The organism is bacterium (assembly GCA_021159335.1).
GTDB lineage: Bacteria > UBP14 > UBA6098 > B30-G16 > B30-G16 > JAGGRZ01.
Genome location: JAGGRZ010000028.1, coordinates 1 through 19,434 on the forward strand (window position 1 = coordinate 1; position 19,434 = coordinate 19,434).

Annotated in this window: 12 protein-coding genes and 1 CRISPR repeat array; of the genes, 6 read left to right on the top strand and 6 right to left on the bottom strand. The window is 45.1% G+C overall.

The window, feature by feature from the left end; translation table 11 throughout:
* Window positions 1–42: 42 nt before the first annotated feature.
* A CRISPR array of direct repeats spans window positions 43–1,227; the repeat unit is 37 nt; unit sequence GTAAGACCTATTCGACATTCCCACGGGGAATTGAAAG.
* Window positions 1,228–1,318: 91 nt separating this feature from the next.
* From J7J62_01815 to J7J62_01840, 6 genes are all read left to right on the top strand, one after another.
* Window positions 1,319–2,941, top strand: coding sequence for a bifunctional metallophosphatase/5'-nucleotidase (locus J7J62_01815; protein ID MCD6123893.1), 1,623 nt, complete (start codon window positions 1,319–1,321; stop codon window positions 2,939–2,941).
* A gap of 95 nt (window positions 2,942–3,036) precedes the next feature.
* Entirely contained in the window at window positions 3,037–4,119 is a 1,083-nt protein-coding gene (locus tag J7J62_01820; protein ID MCD6123894.1) for a glycosyltransferase, read from the top strand.
* On the top strand, window positions 4,116–5,234 hold the full coding sequence (locus J7J62_01825; GenBank protein MCD6123895.1) for a glycosyltransferase: 1,119 nt from the start codon (window positions 4,116–4,118) through the stop codon (window positions 5,232–5,234). The genes J7J62_01820 and J7J62_01825 overlap by 4 nt, the downstream gene beginning before the upstream one ends.
* Before the next feature lie 69 nt (window positions 5,235–5,303).
* Window positions 5,304–6,662: a DUF1015 domain-containing protein gene (locus J7J62_01830; protein MCD6123896.1), complete on the top strand. Its 1,359-nt coding sequence runs from the start codon at window positions 5,304–5,306 to the stop codon at window positions 6,660–6,662.
* 86 nt (window positions 6,663–6,748) lie between these two features.
* Window positions 6,749–9,697: an ATP-binding protein gene (locus tag J7J62_01835; GenBank protein ID MCD6123897.1), complete on the top strand. Its 2,949-nt coding sequence runs from the start codon at window positions 6,749–6,751 to the stop codon at window positions 9,695–9,697.
* A gap of 5 nt (window positions 9,698–9,702) precedes the next feature.
* Window positions 9,703–10,377, top strand: a complete 675-nt coding sequence (locus J7J62_01840; GenBank protein MCD6123898.1) for a YggS family pyridoxal phosphate-dependent enzyme — start codon at window positions 9,703–9,705, stop codon at window positions 10,375–10,377.
* A gap of 63 nt (window positions 10,378–10,440) precedes the next feature.
* On the opposite strand, the gene J7J62_01845 is transcribed toward J7J62_01840, so the two are convergent.
* The 6 genes from J7J62_01845 to J7J62_01870 form a co-directional block, all read right to left on the bottom strand.
* The gene (locus J7J62_01845; GenBank protein MCD6123899.1) at window positions 10,441–10,803 is read right to left on the bottom strand and encodes a cupin domain-containing protein; all 363 of its coding nucleotides are present in this window, start codon (window positions 10,801–10,803) and stop codon (window positions 10,441–10,443) included.
* 35 nt (window positions 10,804–10,838) lie between these two features.
* Window positions 10,839–11,804, bottom strand: coding sequence for a radical SAM protein (locus J7J62_01850; GenBank protein ID MCD6123900.1), 966 nt, complete (start codon window positions 11,802–11,804; stop codon window positions 10,839–10,841).
* On the bottom strand, window positions 11,752–12,780 hold the full coding sequence (locus J7J62_01855; protein MCD6123901.1) for an NAD(P)/FAD-dependent oxidoreductase: 1,029 nt from the start codon (window positions 12,778–12,780) through the stop codon (window positions 11,752–11,754). The genes J7J62_01850 and J7J62_01855 overlap by 53 nt, the downstream gene beginning before the upstream one ends.
* On the bottom strand, window positions 12,777–13,874 hold the full coding sequence (locus tag J7J62_01860; protein MCD6123902.1) for a radical SAM protein: 1,098 nt from the start codon (window positions 13,872–13,874) through the stop codon (window positions 12,777–12,779). Before J7J62_01860 ends, J7J62_01855 begins: the two co-directional genes overlap by 4 nt.
* 199 nt (window positions 13,875–14,073) lie before the next feature.
* On the bottom strand, window positions 14,074–17,658 hold the full coding sequence (locus J7J62_01865; protein MCD6123903.1) for a carboxypeptidase regulatory-like domain-containing protein: 3,585 nt from the start codon (window positions 17,656–17,658) through the stop codon (window positions 14,074–14,076).
* A gap of 123 nt (window positions 17,659–17,781) precedes the next feature.
* Window positions 17,782–19,098: a GTPase gene (locus tag J7J62_01870; GenBank protein ID MCD6123904.1), complete on the bottom strand. Its 1,317-nt coding sequence runs from the start codon at window positions 19,096–19,098 to the stop codon at window positions 17,782–17,784.
* Window positions 19,099–19,434 lie beyond the last annotated feature (336 nt).

The window sequence follows — 19,434 nt, forward strand, 5'->3', positions numbered from 1 at the left end:
GAAAGAAGATAAGTTGAGTGAAGGAATATTGCCGATAAATGAGTAAGACCTATTCGACATTCCCACGGGGAATTGAAAGATACTTAATGCTCCTATTGTATCGAGAAGGTGAAATAACGATGTAAGACCTATTCGACATTCCCACGGGGAATTGAAAGTTTTTCAGATGTCAAGATTGTATAGATATGTTTGGCTTGTAAGACCTATTCGACATTCCCACGGGGAATTGAAAGGCATAAGAACCCGTATAATCACCACCAGGATTAGACCAAGTAAGACCTATTCGACATTCCCACGGGGAATTGAAAGAAATAGATAAATGGGAAGCGAAAGGTATAACTCCCGATTCGGTAAGACCTATTCGACATTCCCACGGGGAATTGAAAGTCCTTCCTTCTTCCACTATTAAATATAAGTATGATTTTTGTAAGACCTATTCGACATTCCCACGGGGAATTGAAAGACGGGATAACACTCACATGCGGAGATGAAACAGCAAAAAAGTAAGACCTATTCGACATTCCCACGGGGAATTGAAAGTCGCACACATACCCATTAGCTTCTGCACACCAATGGATGTAAGACCTATTCGACATTCCCACGGGGAATTGAAAGTAAAACGCCGTCAGACGCAATCTACGGGGTCGTAGTGCGGTAAGACCTATTCGACATTCCCACGGGGAATTGAAAGAAATTGTCAAGTTCTTTTCCCCTTAAGAAATGTATTCCGTAAGACCTATTCGACATTCCCACGGGGAATTGAAAGACTCCAGTCTTTATAAGTGCCACAGCATCAGGATTCGTAAGACCTATTCGACATTCCCACGGGGAATTGAAAGAAATATAATATGGGCTGCTGCAGCGGGCGGTAAAATAAAAGAGTAAGACCTATTCGACATTCCCACGGGGAATTGAAAGAAGCAGCTAGGGATGAGCAGTATGACATAAAGATAATGGCGTAAGACCTATTCGACATTCCCACGGGGAATTGAAAGTAGGGAAAAGCCCAAACACGGTCAGACGGTGGATAAAAAAAGTAAGACCTATTCGACATTCCCACGGGGAATTGAAAGAACACTGGCGTGTAACTTAACCTTCCAATTCGACCACCCCCGTAAGACCTATTCGACATTCCCACGGGGAATTGAAAGCTGAAGATTGTGATGTTGCTGTTATTGAAGAACCAAGTCGTAAGACCTATTCGACATTCCCACGGGGAATAAATTAAATGGTTAATTAAAAATCCTGTCCCGCTTTACTCTTGAGTTGAGCAACTCTCCTCATTATTTTTGTCGTAGTGAAATGGGCGGAGGTAGTGATGAAATTTAAAGTGATATTTTGTTGGATTTTTACTGTTTCTTTTCTTCTCCTCGGCTGCAAGGGCGAAACAAAACCCACCGAAAGAACTGTTGCCATACTCACTACTGCTGACCTGCAAAGCCACATTGTCTCTTTTAGAACGACCATTAATGGAGTGGATATCATAGTAGGGGGGTTCGAGAGGATAGCTGCCGCCGCTAAGAAGGTGCGCAGCGAGGTTGATGTGTCGCTGTTGCTTTCCTCGGGTGATGACCTGATACCACCGCTTCTTTATGTGTTTAAAGGCGAACCTGAGGTTAAGGGGCTTTCTATGGCTGGTTATGATGTTGTTACTCCTGGCAATCACGAGTTTGATGCTGGTGTTGAGGTATATAAACATGCTCTTGGCTTTGCCGATTTCGATGTGGTCTCTGCCAACATTTCTTTTGATGACCAAGATTTGAACGAATTAGTAAAACCGTATGTTGTTAAGGATATTAATGGACTAAAAATAGGTATTTTCGGTCTAATGACCCCTGATTTTTCCCGCGTTTGCAATCCACCCGGTGGCGGGGTGAGTGTTAATGTTGACTATATCTCGGCGGCAGAAAGCGCGGTCCAAAAGCTTGAGGACCAGGGATGCGACATAATAATAGCTCTTACCCATATAGGCACTATGCTTGACAGAAATCTTGCTTCAACGGTTGATGGGATAGATATCATAGTAGGTGGTCATAGCCACGAATATATTTATGAAGTAGTTGGTAATACGATAATCGTTCAGGACGGCTCTAAAGGTGAATACCTCGGTGTGCTTAGATTTGTGTATTCAAACGGTGAAATAAAAGACCCTTACTGGGAAACGATTTTGCTCGACTCCACTGTTGGATGCGATACTACAATCAGGAATGTTATGAATCAATATATGGCTGCTTACGATGAAAGCCTTGGACAAACGATAGGGACAACGACTGTAGCACTTGAGGCGCGAAAGGAGGTTATACGAAGCAGAGAATCAAATCTTGGAAATCTTATAGCTGACTCGTGGCTGGAGTGGTTTGGCGAGGCGGATGTAGCGCTGGTTAACAGTGGTTCTATTAGAGGTGATAAGGTATATCCTGCTGGTGCGATCACCATGAGAACGGTGAATGAAATGCTCCCATTCAGGAACGAAGTTATAATCGCCCGAATGTCAGGTGCTCAGCTAAAACAGGTGCTTGAGATATCTGCGTCGGCATTAAGAATAGCGGGTGATGGATGTCCCGATTCGTGTCGGGCTTCAACGGGTGGTTTTATGCAGATTGGTAACCTGAAAGTAACCATTGATACCACTAAAGCGCCGTTTTGTGCGGTTTACTCGGGAAGAGGAGTCTCGGAGGTGTTGAACTACGGTGAAAGAGTAGTTGACATGAAAGTGCTTAAGGATGGCTCGTGGGTTGATGTTGATTCAACGCAAATATACACGGTTCTCGTGAATGATTGGACAGCGAGCGGTGGCGATGGATATTACATGTTCGTGAGCGGTGATGTAGAAATAGAACACACGACTGTTGTGGCTACAGATATTCTATCGAATTACATTCGGTTGCACTCGCCGATCTCGCCGGAGATTGAGGGAAGAATTGCATTCTTACCCCGCTAATCATTGGGCGTTAACTTCTCTTGGGAACATGTTGCAACGCCAATATTCTAATCCTATATTCAGTTTGGAGTTCAGTCAGAGTAACTTCGATTGATATGCATATTTTATTTGTTACAAGTGCTAAAACCGGCGGCGCATTAACGGAACTTGTCGAGCAGGTTAAAGCCCTCAAGGATTCCCATAGCATAACGGTTGTGCGCATGCTTAAGGATTCAGTCCCTATAGAATTTACAAAGGAGATATTTTTGGACCTTCCTTTTCCGAAAAAATTGCCCCAGCAGGTGATTGCGCTGAAAAAGCTGCCCCAGAAACTTTCGCCAATAATAGAGAGGGAAAATCCTGACATTATAGTATCTGCTGCCGATGTCCTGTCGTATTGGGTTGGCAAAGCTGCGAAATTACACAATAAGCCTTTTGTTCCTCTGTTCCAGATGCTCTGTAAACGAAAAACCAAGCTTTTAGCGAAAATCCTTGTGAGATATCTTTTGGAGAATTCCGATGCCTTCTGCTTTGTTTCAAGGCGCCTGCTTATTGATTTCCAGAATTATTATAAATTAAAACTTCCAAAGGCTTTTGTTCTTTATAGTCCTATAGATTGTGAGCAATTTGTGAGGAGTTTAGTTGACAACGAAAATAGAGAGTATATAGCTTATTTTGGCAGACTGGCTAAAATAAAGTGTCCTGAACTTTTTGTTTATGCTGCTTCCATAATCTCTGAGAAATTCCCGAAACAAAAGTTTCTCATAATAGGCGACGGCCCGGAGACAGCGAGGCTTAAAAGGCTTCTCGAAAAATTCGGGCTCGCGGATAAGACCACGATTACTGGCTGGGTATCCTCCCCGATAGATTATCTTAGGCGGGTTAAGATTCTTGTTCATACTGCCCCTTATGAAGGTTTTGGAAGGGTGGTCGCTGAGGCTATATGTTCGGGTGCGGCGGTGGTATCATGTGGCCGTGGGGGCGTCGAAGAAATTCTTGGAAATAATGCTGGCGGAATATTGGTCGAACCCTCCCCGAAAAAAATGGCAGAAACTACACTGTCTATACTCAATGACGCGAGATTGATGAGTAGTTTGGTTGAAAGCGGGAGAAGAAAAATTCTTGAAAATTTTTCCAAAGAAAGGTTCGCCAACGATTTCAATAAAATGGTTGACCAAATAGTCGGGGATAAGTTGTGAGGGTTTGTTTTTTAACATCGTATCATCCACCCAAGGATGTAAGGCTTTACTGGAAAATGGCACGGGCACTCGTTTCTGCCGGGCATGAGGTTGTGTTTCTTCTGATGACTAACGAGCCAGCACCTGACCCCGAAACTAATTTAGAATGGGTTGTAGTTAGAAAGCCGGGGAACAGGTATTTAAGGGTTGCGAAGTCCGTGGTGATGCTTGTTAAGGCGATGAAGATTAATGCTGATGCGTATCAGATTTGCACTGGTGAGCTTTTGTGGATGGTGCCGCTTTTGAGGTTTTTCAAACCAAAAGCGAAGATTGTTTACGATGCACAGGAACCACTCGGAATATTTATAGCTGCTAAACCGTGGGTGCCAAGATTTTTGAGAGGATTGGTTGAGCGAATAGTTGACTTTTATGAGCGCTCGATGGTGGAGTTTGTCGATGTTGTTATTGCGGTAGCAGAAAAGAATAAGAAAAAATTTGTTCGATGGGGTGCGAAAACTCATCTCGTGCGGAATTTCCCAATACTAAACCATGATGTAGAAGTGATTCCATGGGATTCGCGTGATAAAGTAATACTTTATCTTGGGCTAATATCGACCAAACGCGGTTTCGATGTGGTGTTGCGTATCGCAGAATTCCTAAAGGCTAATCCCGAATTTGGCTATCGTATCAAAATTATCGGCAAACTTGACCCCGGTGAACTCGAGCGCCTCGAAAGATTGATTTCCCGCTTTCCAAGAGATGTGGTTGACTTGGTTATTGATTGGATTCCCTATGAGAAAGCCCTGATGGAAATAGCCAATGCTCGCTTTGGATTGTCATTATTCAGCAAAGACGCGTTGCGACATGCAGCAGCTACCACCACTAATAAAATATTCGAATACATGCTATACGGTGCTATACCTATTTTGTCGTATATTCCAGAATTTGAGGAATTCGTGTCAGATGGTGCGGACTGCATATTCCTTAATCCAGGAAATGAGATGGATGACTTTCAGATAAAATTTAGCCAAGCGATTGAGCATGGTATTCAAATGTCCAGAACTGCCCGTGAAAAAGCTCTTAAGAGATTCTTGTGGCAGCACGAAAAGTCGAAATTCTTGAAGGTTTACGAATAAGTCGGATTTTGTTTGTCAGAGATAAATTGATTAATTATTATAATACGAGGATTTTTGAAGGAGGAACCGATGGCGAAAGTATTCCCGTTCCGTGGAGTAACATATTCAAAGGCAAGATTTGGCAGTGATTTGACCAATCTTATTACCCAGCCGTATGATAAAATAACCCCAGAAATGCAGGAGGAGTATTACAAAAGGAGTCCGTATAATTTCATAAGAATTGTCTTGGGGAAAAGATTTCCCAACGATGACGAGTATTACAATCAATACACTCGGGGTGCAGGTTATCTTCAATGGTGGCTTGAGGATGGGATAATGGAGATTCACGAGAAGCCCGCCATATATGTTTATCATCAGGAGTTCAAGGTCGGCGATGAGATAAAGGTAAGGCAGGGTTTTGTCGCATTAGCGGAACTTGAGCCACCCGGGAAAGGCGTTAAGGCACATGAGAAAACCCTCGCTGGTCCCAAGGCTGATAGGCTTAATACTATGAGGCACACGCGTGCTCAATTGGGACATATATTCATGCTCTATTCGGACCCGAAAAATCAAGTGGACAGCGTTCTTTCCGCTGCCATAGAGGGAAGACAGCCTGATTATTCCGCGAGGGACTGGTTTGGCAACAATCACTATATATGGGCGGTAACGGATGAAAATGTTATACGGGAAGTGCAAATGTTGATGAGCGATAAGGTCCTTTTCATTGCGGATGGGCACCACAGATATGAGACAGCTGTTAATTATTGGCTCGAATGTGAGAAGAAGGGCTTAAAACCTGCTCCGGACGCGACGGAAACATTCAGAAACAGGATGATGACCTTCGTCTGTATGGAAAATCCGGGTCTCGTGGTTCTTCCTACTCACAGAGTCGTTCACTCCATAAAAGGATTTGACCTTCAGGCATTCATAAGCAAGGTTTCGGAGAATTTTGATGTGGAAAAAATTGATGTGCCCGGTGCCGACCATGCGCCAAAAGTTTTTGACGAATCAATGAAGAAACTTCGTGAACTTGGTGAGCAGGGCAAACATGCGTTTCTTTTCGTTCCTTCAAAAGCGCAGTCTTACTATTTATTGGTGCTTAAAGACGAAAGCATTATGGATAAAGCTATCTCCAAGCCGGTGTCCTCGGTCTGGAAAAGACTCGATGTTTCAATACTACATAAGCTAATACTCGAGGATATATTGGGCATTGATGCTAAAGCGCTTGAAGAAAAAAGGAATCTTTACTACATTCGCGAGCCTGAAAAAGGATTTGAATACATGGAGAAAGACCCCGATGTTATTGGCGTTTTCTTCATGAATCCTACGAAAGTTTCCGAGGTAAAGCAAATAGCTAATTTGGGCGAAAGGATGCCTCAGAAATCGACTGATTTTTATCCCAAATTGGTGTCGGGACTCGTTATAAATAAGCTGAGGTTCGCGGATTAAATACACATAAAAGGCATTTTCTGAAAAGTTCTTTTTATAATTCTGGAAGGAGGAGTTATCGAGGTATTTACTAAGAGGTAGGTTTTATGGCACTTCCTGAAATAGCATATCCTGAGCCTGGCTGGCTTTCACGCTTTGCCGGGCGACGCGAGCAAATAGCTTTCGTGGACAGAATCCTTGAGAGCATAAGGAGGGGAGTTAAATTGCCCATCATTCAGGTGGTGGGTGAGCCTGGCGTGGGTAAAAGTTGGTTTCTGCAATATCTTAGGTATCATTGGCGGGACAGGGTTGATGTTCCCGTGCTCATAATACGAATGACCAATCCTGCGATGAGCCAGTGGGACAAGGCTATTGACGCTGTTTACACGAGGTTGATAACCCGTTGGCGAGCCAACCTCCCGTTAACCGAATTCGTCCTCGGCAGAATAGCTCATCTGAGAGGGGAGAAAATCGATAGATATATGACTTACTTTTCAAGCCTGAAGTTCCTTCCAAACCTTGAGAAACCCGGTGGTGACACATGGCTGAGAAGGATACTTGTTGAGCATGGGGTTGAGGTATTCAGAAAACTGTGGGGGTTCGATTGGGGTAAAAAATTCATATCGATGTCTCCACAGGAGCTTACATGGTATCTTCCACAGGTTTTCGGCATGGACATAGACCAAGCGCTGAGAAGTATCAGAATGCGGGCACTTGTGCTAATGATAGACGATGTTGAACTAAATCCTGAAGCATACTTTAACGCACTAAGGCTCAAACAGAACAGCAATCTCGTTCTGGCTATTATGGCTATGCACAAACCTAAGCCAACTGGCGGAATACCTGCAGAGATAATTTTCCTTGAGCCGCTGCCACAGCTCGAAAGGCGAGCCTACCTCTACTCTCTTGGCATAGAGCGGCGCCCATCGCAGAAAAAAATTCAGCGTAAATTCGGAAAAACATCAATAGAACTTGCTCTCGGGACGATAAAATACAAAAAGCTTCTCGATAAGAACCCTGCGTTAAAAAGGTTTATTGGGTCGATATTGGTTTGCCACAGACCCTCGCTCGACACCGTTCTTACGCTTTCCGAGGAGCAGGAGGCGGCAATAGATTTTTTCAGCGAGCCTGCATTCGTTGATACTCTTGACAAACCCGATAGGTTGCCATGGCGTGTGCTTATGCATCCTGTGGCGAAAAAGTGGTTCATAAAAGAGCTTGGTGGGCTACCATATTTTGACAGAGTTGCTGGTGACGAGCTTAACAGGCTTTCTATGTTTGCCAATCACGATTTCACCGCGGGAATACCCATGGTGTATTGGTATTTTCGTGATGCTGCCGCTCGATGGGCTATTGGGGATGCCGTGGATGCACTCTTTGCTGCTGATAGTATTGCTGAAAACACTGGCTACACGCAGTTCAAAGCTTTGCATAGGTTTTTGCTCATTGACCTTGTAAGACCCCGCTCCGACAGGGAAAGAATACTTAATTTCGCGAGGCGAACTCTTCTCTGGCGCGATAAGGAGAACGATACGATAGATTTATTAGTCGTGGCAAAGTGTTTGTTGGAGGCTGGTCGTTATCTTTCCGCCAAGATAGTAGCTAATGAGGTTTTGAGGCGTTTTTCGAAGATGGTCCTTGATAGCGGAGGCAAGCACTCAGTAGCAACGCTTCTCAGGGCTGAGGCCAACAGGATACTTGGAGTGGCGCTCGCTAAACTTGGTGACTTTACCACTGCGGAAACAGCCATGAGCAGAGCTCTTGATGCTGCCGTGGCTGCTTTTGGTGTGTCGCCTGCACTTAGTGATGAAGCGTCTTTAGAGAGAATAGCCATATTGACTGATTACTGCAGGATAGCTGCCGATAAGAAAGATTTTTCCAAGGCGTGGGGTCATGCTTCAAGTGCGGTCAAGCTTGCATTAGGAGTAATAAAAGGTGCTGAACACAGGTTTCTTCCTGTTATACTTATGGCTGGTGACATAATAAATCTTATCTCTCGACACAGGTTGTGGACATTTGCGCCTAAGGAGGTTCTCGATTGGCTCGATAAATTGGGTTCGATTCTGGTTGACAGATGGCGGGTATCTGGTGTGGATTCTTTTGCTGTGCTTTTGACAAGGATACTTTTGGAAAACGCAAAAATACTCGTAGCCGAGGGGAATTATCGTCTTGCGGAATCGAAACTAAACATACTCGAGGACAGCTTACCGATAATGGGCGAAATGTATCATTGGCGCGCTGATTTGTGGCGTAGCACTGCTGTCGAACTGAGAATATGTCGCGCTGACCTTAATGCTGGGCTGGGGAATCCAGAAAAATCGTATAAACATTGCAAAGAGGCTATAAATACCCTGAAATCCTGGGACATGGATCATAAACATGCTGAGCTTTTATTCAAAGCAAGGGTTATAGGCGGTCTTGCGCTCGCGAGACTTGAGAATTTCGTAGAGGCTTATGATTGGCTCAAAGATGCTATTGAAGTGTGGGAAAAACTGCTTATCGAAAGGAAAAGTGACCTTGAACTTTTCGAATTTCTTGCTCTTTGTGCCGATGCCTATCACGAGCTTGCGAGGATAGAGTTTGAACGCAAGAATATAGATAACACGATAGAATTTGCCAGAAAAGGGCTTCAGCTCAGGCGCAGATTAATGCAGATTTCGAGGATGCCCGATATGTATCTTCAAACCACGAAACTTTACACGCTCCTGCTTGAGGCATTAAGGCAAAAGAAGTTCTCGGTCGAGCTAAGGCAAGTTTACAAAGAAACTATAAAGGTTCTCATTGAGACTTGCATGATTAATCGAGAGCATGCGGCTAACTGTCGGAAGATAGGCGAGGAACTTTTCTCATTCGGGCTCGAACTGGTAGCTGACCCATCGTGCAAAAACGACCATGAACTCATGTTGGTTGTGCTTTCGCTATACCCGCTTCTTGAAAAGGAACAACTAATAATGGCTGCGGAGGGACTCGCTCAGAACCTTAGAAAGAAGACATTGCCCGAGGACCTTAAGATGAGATTGACCCAGATAATGGACCTCATGCAAAGAAGCGAATAAATAATATGGGAATTGTTGCAGAAAAACTTCTTAAGCTTAGGGAGCAAATCGCCAAAAAGGCTTTGGACTGTGGACGAGACCCCGATGCGATAACGCTGGTGGCTGTGACCAAGCTTGCCGATGTTTCCGCGATAAAAGAAGCTTATGATGCAGGCCAGCGTGATTTTGGCGAGAATTATGTCCAGAAAGTATTGCCTAAAATGGCGGCATTGCCCAACGATATACGGTGGCACTTTATTGGGGCTGTTCAGAAAAATAAAATAAACAAAATCCTCGGGAAATTTGTTTTAGTGCACAGTATTGATTCCCAGAAAATCGCTGATGCTATGAATATTCGTGCCGAAAGGTTTGGTCTTGTGCAGGACATTTTGATTGAGGTAAATACCAGCGGCGAGGAAACCAAGCGAGGGATTCCGCCTGAAAAAGTTTATGAACTCGCGATGCACATCAACGAGAATTGCCCCAATCTAAAACTTTTGGGGCTTATGACGATGGCGCCTTACACCGACGATAGAACCGTGATAGAACGCTGTTTCAAGGGGTTAAGGAACTTGAGGGATGAGCTTGCTAAATACGGGATTGAACTCCCGCATCTTTCAATGGGCATGACCAACGATTGGGAAATAGCCATTGAGTACGGCGCCACTATATTGAGGATCGGAACAGCGATATTTGGGTAGCTATCTATTCGGATTACAATCAAGTTCGATTTATAATAACCATTGTATAAATTAAGATTCGGTTTATTCTATCACTTCCTCATCCTCAGCTCGCCAGGCTGGGTCCACTATGCACAGGAATACTAAATCTGACCCGCCAGTGTTTTTTATCAACTGGACGGCATTGGGCGGGATATAGATAGTCTCTCCCTTGTGAACCTTTTCCACTTCGTCGTTTATGTGCATTTCTCCTTCACCTGAGATTATGTAATAAACCTCACTACTTCTTAGCTTGTGCTGGTATGTTGAATTTCCGGGTGTAACTCTTGCTATCGCGAGACTGTAACTTATTGCCAGGTCTTCTTTGTGCGGGTTTAGGAGCTCTTTTAATAATGAGTTATCATTAGCCACTATCTCTTTGCAATTTTCAGGGTCTTTTACAATCATTTTCCCTCCCGGGGGAATAGCTTTTCAAGCATTGATTATTTCTTCATCACCGAGCAGCATGTGAGCTCATATTTTATTTCGAGTCCGAGTGATTCCGCCTCTTCTACTGCTTCCTCGGAGAACAGTGCGATCCGGTTTATTCCGGCTCTTAATGCCCATTTCTCCAGCGTTCGCCTATATATGCCCCGTGGTCTTGCGCAACCCAGCGAGTGAGGTATGTCTGGGAACATTTGGCGTCCCTCCACAATAACCGAAAGTGCATCCTCAAGGGGAACCGGCAACATGATGTTTGACATCGCCACGTCTGGCATAAGTACTACGAATATGAGTATGCTAACAGGGTATTTTGCCAGCATTTTTAAGGCTTTGTATTCGCCTACTATTTTGCCTGACAAACCTATTATAATGTGTGGAGCTACATTTAATCCCTCGCTGTAAAGAGCTTCCAATGCTCTGTGAACCACCTTGATTCCGGGTAGATTAAGTATGTTTCGAACAGCCCAATCGTCGCCGACTACATCAACAAGAACCTGATCAACACCGTATTGTTTTAGCATTTTTGCAAGCTCAGGAGTAGCGAATCCGCTGTGCGCTGAAACATAAAAGCCCATTTCTTTGAGAATCGGGATTGCGGGTAGAACCCTTTGAAGAGGGACATAGCCATCAAGCGTTGAGCCGCCTGAAAGAAGAACACCTTCTATACCTTCCCCTCTCCATTTGGAAGCCAATTTGAGCAGTTTCTTGGGGCTCGCGCAGGGCACCATGGAACGCAGTAGTTTCCCCTTACAATGTTTACAATTTAGGTCGCAGTGATGTCCGGTAACGCTTATGGCAGGGTATTTTCCCGTTAATCCATACAGGTTAAACATCCCGGGCAGGTAGAAAGTGATTTTTTTGCCAAGGTTTTGCCACGATATCTGCGCGCTTTGGCGAATTTTTTTCGCGAGTTCATCTGATACGCCAAGCAAGCCTGACTGCGCTTTTAATGTCTCCGCTTTCACGGATTTTTGCCTCCGAGCTAATCTTTCTTTCTCGACTTTTCTCAATTGCTCTTGCAAGCGGGCGTGTGAGTTCATCGTAACTTTTTAGCGGAACGCCATTTTTAATAAAGTCGTAGGCTGCTTTTGCTGCTAATGCGCCCGTTTCCCACGCACTGGCTATTCCCGCACCTGTTACCGGGTCCGTAAATCCAGCGGCATCCCCAACGAGCAATACCCTATCAAAGCTTATTTTCTCGCGTACTCCACCGATGGGCAAGAGTCCGCCCATAATTTCGATAGGCTTGAATTTATCAATGCCGAGGAAATAGCCTAATCGTTCGGCAACCTTCATAAGAAGCTTCGGGTTCGCGTTATAACCGCCGACCCCGAGGTTTGCCAGGTTAAGTTTTGGGAAAAGCCAGCCGTATCCACCCTTTATCCAGCTTGCGAAAAGCGCGATGTTCTCGTTGAGCCTATGGGATAAATGTACTCTCCACTGGTATGCCGGCACGAGTTTTTGTTCGGGAAGCCCCGCAAATTTAGCTACCGTAGATTTTGGTCCGTCGGCACCTATGACAACCTTGGTTTTTATCGTCCTTTTCGTCGTAGTTACAACAACACTACCGCTTTCGATGATAATTTTGGTTACCGCCTCGCCAATGAAAATCTTTGCTCCCATGTTTAATGCGTGCGCTGCTAAGTATTGCTCCCATTTGTCGCGGTGAACTATGTAACCCGGTGATGGCAGGAATAGTTGCTCGATGTTTTTGCCATTATCAATCAGCATCCGTAAGCCATTGGTGTGCTGGCTTATGAATTTCCCAATGTGTTTCGTCTCGTTTACGAATAGCGCGGGAACGAATTCAGCGCACTGGAGGGGATAGCCTATCGCTGTTTTTCTTTCCAGGATTAGCGGCTTTAGACCCATTTCACACAACTTTATCGCCGCAGAAAGTCCCGCTACAGAAGCTCCTACTATGACTATTTCCTCGTTCATGAAATTTCGACCTCAAAGGGCAATTCTTCACCAGTTTCGAGCTGCGCGCGGATAAGCTTAATGTCGTCTTTGGTGGGCGGGAATGGATAGTTGCGCATTCTTGGTCCCGGTCGCGAGTTTGCGTACGGTCGATTGCAAGCTACTGTGCCATCTTTGCCCTTGCATCCCGAGGTCATAAACGGTGTGCCTGATTCGATAACCTCGTCAAGGAGTTTGTTGCTTATGCCGAAATAGACTAACCTGCCGTTTTCATCGAATTCCATATCCTCAGCCCGTGCTATGTCTTCGTCTATCAGGAATCTTGCTATTTGCATTCGTCGATATTGGTCTATTGGTGGTGGGTTGAGATGTTCTAGGTCCGAGCCTTCCTCAGGATAGAAAGAGAAAAGATGCGTTTCTCCGCCGAGGTCTCGTGCGCGCTGGAACGCGTAAACCATGTCCTTCTCTGTCTCGCCAAGTCCAACGATGAAGTGAGCACCAATGTTACCCTTTCCGAAAACATCCCTGGCGTTCTCGAGCACTTGCCAGTATCTGTCCCATCTGTGGGGGGCATTTTGACCTTTGCCACGGAGCCTGTCGAATAGCTCTGGCGTTGCGGCGTCTATCGCGACGCCGATTTTGTCTGCGCCAGCTTCTTTCATTCGCTCAAGGTCGCCGTTACGAATGACTGTGGGGGCTATAAGCATTGATATCGGAACATCGCTCACTTCTCTTATCATTTTTGCGATAGTTATGGTATCCTCGACGGCTTCGCGCCGGGTTATCATCGATATACAAACCCTTTTTATAGGAACTTCGGGCTCGTGTTCGACTATTCTTTCTACAACGAGTTCTGTGGGAAATGCAGGCCAGTCAACGCGAATGAAAGTTTTATCCGGGCGGTTGAGGTTTTTAGTTTCGCGGGGAGCATGTTTTGGAGGTCTTCGTTGTCGATGAAGTCCACAGTATGCACAGTTCCCGGCACAAGGGCGATCGTAGACCGTTAGAAGGTTTATGCAGTAAAGTTTTGCGTCTCGCCAGAAAATACCGGGTCTTAGACCAAGTGTCATGGCTGCTGCAAGGCTTACTCGTATAAAGTCAGGTGAGTTGGGCATTTTCACCTCTCTTGTTTTGGTTTTTTATGGACAAAAATTTAATACAAACTTGGAATATTAACAATACTAAATTGATAAACTATTTTCCTCCGAATAAAAAAGCGGGGCGCCGAATGCCCCGCTATGCGCCGTAAACCCCGCAGGTCCTAATTTAAGCGACCCAAGGGAGCAACTTTCACAGCAATGCGTTAACTCATCGTTAACGCAAGAGTATTATTCTTCCGGAAGCGATGATTTTTCCGTCGCCAAAGAGCCTTGCGAAGTATATTCCGCTCGGAACATCGTGCCCATCGCTTGTTACACCGTTCCATATTATCCTGTGTGTTCCCGGGTATAGTTTGCCGAGGTAAGCATCATAAACCTTGTTGCCGACTACATCAATTATGCTTATTCGAGTCCCGAGTTCCTCGGGCAGCGTGAACTCTATGGTGGTCGATGAGTTGAACGGGTTAGGGAAACTTGTCAATATAGCTTTGTATTCGGGTTTAAGTTTGGTCTCTACTCTTGTATTCGCGATACCGAATGCGTTTAGTATGGAGCCGAGAATTCTTATCCTTGTTGCCGGGAACTCACCATCGATCATGGCGCCAAGATAGATGGATGATGTTATCGCCTTGTATGTGCCAGAATCATAATAGATAACTCTTGCCACGGAATCGGTAGTTGTAGTGGTGTCACCCCAGGAATACATAAGCACTTTCGCTCCGGTGCCTGCTATTGGTTCAAGTTCGTCGTTCGTTAAGTCAGCTGTGGTCCCGAATGAATAACCGATAGTAAATTTTTGCCATTCGAAAAATGCTGTATCAGCGGTTCTTAGGAACAACACATTGAACGAATCGCTGCCATCATCTGCGAATGATACTCCGAGTGAGTCGAGAAAGTCGGTCCCGTCGAGGAAATAGCCTACATCCGCGCCCTCAATGTAAAGTTTGCCGCCAGAACGCAGATAACTCATGAGCTCTTGAAGGTCTCTATCGCCAAAACGGAAATTATGGGGTGAAGATATTATGAATACAGCCTCGTATCTTGGTAAGCCAGTTAATGTGTCCACAAGTATGAAGTGCTGCAGGATTTCGTTTTGATGGCTGATATAGATGTCGCCTGGTGTTATGCCAGTAACTATTGAATCGAGCATTGCTGCGAGCATGCTATCCTCTGGTGCGGTTCCGCTGTCGGCAAGCATTAAGCCATCGTCGTGGTCGACTATGAGAATTCGTGCGGCTGGTGCGTATTCGACGCATCTTCCTATTGCAAAGTTCGAAACCTCGGATTCGCTTCCACCGGGATAAACTGCTGTAACACGATAATAGTAATTGGTATCAGGCAGGACATCTCTGTCGTAGTAGTAGGTCGTGTCCCAGCCCACCTCAGCGATTCTCGTTACGCCTGGTGCAGTGACGCTGTCAAAAAGCGAGAAGGAACGATAAATTCGGTATTTACTGGGATATGAGAGTTCAAGCGTTCTTAAGAATGTTGGGGTGCTTTCGTCAGGAATAATTGGAGAACGACCTAAGAATTCTTTTTCAACCTCTTTCCAGTCGAGTATTGGGGTTATGGATACTATCGTGCCGCCAGAGGTAACATCAAGAGCGTAGAAATGTCCAGCATATCGCACATAGATTCTCACGACGAAAACCACCCCTGATGCCTCACCACCTGTCGCTGCGGAAAGATTAACCCAACCCACCATAGGATGATAGATGTATTGATATGGGTCGTATAGATTCGTGTCCAGTATATCAATAAGGACACAAAGACTATCGCCTGCATGGATGGGTTCAAATTGGATGAACACATCGTGCCCGGCCTCAATAAACACTGGTGAGGAATGGAAGTCGAAGCTGACCCATGGTGATGTGGGCGATTCGTAGCTTGTTTGAGTATCGGCGGCCATAATCATGCCTGGTGCTGTGCCAGACCACGAGCATATGTTGCAGATTGCGTTCACAGTTCCGCACATTCCAGCCCTGACACCGACTATTTCCAAGGAATCGAGGATGCTGAAACGAACGCCATACTTGTTAATTCCATAGGCAGTCATCGCAAAGGGGAAGTATCCGAAGGGAACAGGACCATCATCGTATCGAAGTTCCGCCAAACCTCGTTCGAGCGGTGGGTCCCATGAAAGCCAGACCATTCTTGCGAATATATTGTGTGACGCAGCAAGGTTTCTTGGAGGTGGGGGATTGAAGAATGGGATTGTATCGAGCGTGTCCATTATCGATATTGATGGTGGAACCGTAACGGTGAATGTATCTGGATAGTAGCCTTCTCTGCTTATTATTAATGTGTAGGTTCCGTGAATCACCGAGAAACTGAAGGCGCCGCCAGTAGTAGTTGTGCAGGATGAGACGCCAACGAGTTCGACATGTGTCCCAGTGGGAGCACCATCATCTATAACCCAGACATTACCTGAAATGTCAAAGTATATAGGCATAAGTCTTATATCGAATGGTGTGGATAGAGTTCCTGCGTCTGCATAAATAGTTTCGGGATACAGCCAGCCACGGGGGTCAGTTACTATTATGGTCAGTGTCTCGCCTTCGGGAACATCGTAAATGCAATAGTTACCTAATGAGTCAGCGGTAATAGTTATTGTAAATGTATCCCACGATACAGTTATTATTGCACCTGGAACTGGGAAAGTTAATGTATCTGCGGGTCTGGTTTCACGAATACTTCCGCATATCGTATCAAGAACAATTAACGGCAATAAATAGAAGTCTTGGACGACATCACTTCCCGAAACAGTGACTGTAACATGGGATGACCAGTAGCCTTCAGCAGATGCTGTCATACCATAGGTTCCAGGCGCGATGGAATCAAACTCATAGTAACCAGCAGTATCAGTCGTATCCGACATTGATAAGGGACCCAATGATAACACTACCAGTGCGCTTTCTATAGGTGCAAGCGTGGTTGAATCGTAGACATGCCCATAAATCTTGAATCTCGGTGTTGGTGCAGGTCGAGTGCGGAAAGTGCAGGTGAATGTCATGTGGTTTCCTACACCGTCAACTGCATTTATTATTACGGTGAAATTGGTAAGTGGCGGTAGCGATGTCGTCGGATAATATGATATATGAAATCCGCGGGTTATGGGCGTTATCGTGATGAAAGAGGTGACATCAATGCCGTTAACCGTAACTCTTATGCTGTCTCTTATGACACCAACGCCGTCATCGATGATGTCGGCTGAGATGGAATCAAGGTCAAGTTCAACCATTGTATCGCCACATGTGGGGAATGGATTGATAACATAGGGTGGCAGGGTATCTGGAGGTGATGGTGATGCTATGAATCTGAAATATGCGAGATGGAAACTTGGCGGAGATATAATGAATGAGCTTGTGGTGCGCATATCAACGGGGGAGCTGAAGGTAGAATCGGTGCTTATTTGAAGGTAACCATAGGTATAGGGTAGATCTGCGGTTCTCCAAAGGATTATTACGGTATCGAATTTGTCGAACCTGAAAAGCCTAAGTTGCCAAACTACTGTATCGGCAGGCGCTCTTATATCTCGCCATAGACTCGAAATAAAAGGACCAGGAGCGTAAAAGTAAGGCATAGGTAGAAAAGATGCTGGTGGTGCACCTATATCAAATGAATCAAAAGTATCGGTTGCACCTGGTGCTGTTCCAAAGGAGAGGGAATCCGCTGGCATCGACGGTCTGCATGTATCGGGAATAAAGCGCATGTCGAAGCTGAAGGTCCATTGTGATAACGAAATAGCTGGAAAAATTAATATAATAAGCAATATAAAGGTAAAAGTCTTCTTTGGCATATTTACCTCCTGATTGGATTTCTACTTATTTAAATATTATTAATTTTGCTAATTTCGTCAAGTTAACTATTGCTCATTTGCATAGTAGAGGGCATTGTGCCAATAAAGTTTCGTGGATTAGTTCTAAAGGTCCATTTGCTTTATTATGTCCTCGAGGTCTGGTTTTCCTATCTCTTGAAGTTCATAGCGGACTCTGGTGGCAGGTTTGTTTATTTTAACCACCCTCCTGAGATCTATAGGGGTTCCTATTATTACTGCATCTGCCTCGGCTTTATTAATGGTTTCCTCAAGTTCGGCTATTTGTTTGGGCGAATAACCCATAGCAGGAAGCACCGGACCAGTATTCTCGTATTTTTCGTATGTTTCAAGGATCGAGCCTACGGCGTAAGGTCTTGGGTCGATAACTTCTGCTGCGCCGAAAAGTTGTGCTGCTATGAATCCCGCGCCGACATTCATTTCGCCATGTGTCAGTGTAGGTCCATCTTCGACTACGAGAACTTTCTTACCCTTTATTACATCAGGGTCTTCCACAAATATTGGACTTGCCGCAAGGATAACCGTCGCCTTGGGATTGAAAGCTCGCACATTGTCCCATACTATCAAAACATCCTCGTAGTCCGCAGTATCAACTTTGTTTATAACCACGACATCAGCCATACGAAGGTTCACTATGCCGGGATAATATGTTATTTCATCTTCAGGTCTTAAGGGGTCAGCAACCACTATGTGCAGGTCGGGTTTTATGAAGGGTAGGTCGTTGTTTCCACCGTCCCAAAGTATCACATCAGCTTCTTTTTCAGCTCTTTTCAGTATTTCACCGTAATCGACCCCTGCCCAGACGATATTCCCGCGCATAATGTGAGGTTCGTATTCCTCGCGTTCTTCTATGGTGCATTCGTATTTGTCGAGGTCATCCAAAGTTTCGAATCGCTGCCATATCTGCTTTTTAAGGTCACCGTAGGGCATTGGATGGCGTATTATAGCCACTTTTTTGCCTAATTTTCCAAGGATTTGCGCTACTCTTCGTGTGGTTTGAGATTTCCCGCAGCCGGTGCGCACCGCACAAACCGCTATGACTGGTTTCTCGGATGTGAGCATTGTATCTTTTGGCCCGAGAAGCCCGAAGCTTGCGCCAGCCGACATAGCCAATGCAGCCCGTTCCATAACATATTGGTTCGAAATGTCGCTATACGAGAAGTAAACTTCATCAATGTCGTTTTCCCTGATAAAGCTCGGAAGTTCGGATTCCGCTATGATAGGAATACCATTAGGATATAATTTTCCCGCAAGTTCTGGCGGATAGACTCGCCCCTCTATGTCAGGAATTTGCGTAGCAGTGAAAGCAACGACCTCAAATTTTTCGTTGTCCCTGAAGTAGGTATTGAAGTTATGGAAGTCCCTTCCTGCAGCACCCATAATAACCACTCTTCGTCTTTTCATTGTTTTCTCCTTTCTTTTTCGTTTTTGCCTAAAAATAGAATCGTAGAGCCCACGGTCAAGGAAATGTTGGGCTTTTGTTCGCTTAAGGATTGCGGAAGCTTTTAAGATGGTTCGTGGAGTTTGTCTTTATTGCGTAGTTTTAAAAGGATGGGTTTTATTAGCCTATCATATCCCCTACTTTTTCCATTATGATTCTTGCGAGTCGGCGCTTGCTCATAACGGGTAGTTTCTCCGTTTTCCCATCGCGAAATAGCAGGGTAACCTCGTTGGTCGTGCTTTCCGGTCCGCTAACTTCAGAGGGTTTATTGGCGCTTATGAGGTCGAGGTTCTTTTCTA